We start from the raw sequence: 299 nt of genomic DNA on the forward strand, positions 1-299 counted from the left end.
CCCGAGGACCTTCTTCCATCGGGCGGCGTACGACAGCGGCACGAATCCGACTGCTTCGTTGACGTCGAGCATGTGGCGATTCTCTTCGGCATTCATCGTCTCGATGAGACCGTGATCGGGGAACCCGTCGCGGAGCTCGCGGATGTTGGCGAGATTCAACAGCATCCCGAGGCGGCGACCGCGATGATCGCGCAGCACCAGGGTGTCGCGCTGTTCCACGGATCGATCGGGCTCCGGCGGTACATCGAGCTCGGTGTAACCCGCCACCGTTCCCGTGGCGTCGTGGACCACGATGGTCG

The 299-nt window shown here is 64.2% G+C and carries 1 protein-coding gene; it reads right to left on the bottom strand.

Annotation, left to right across the window (positions count from 1 at the left end; all coding sequences use genetic code 11):
* Window positions 1-299: hypothetical protein (locus SB660_RS19795; protein WP_410583977.1), on the bottom strand; the 299-nt coding region annotated here is incomplete at both ends.

Origin of the sequence: Bacillus sp. SIMBA_005 (genome assembly GCF_046535585.1) — a bacterium.
Classification (GTDB): Bacteria; Bacillota; Bacilli; order Bacillales; family Bacillaceae; genus Bacillus; species Bacillus pumilus.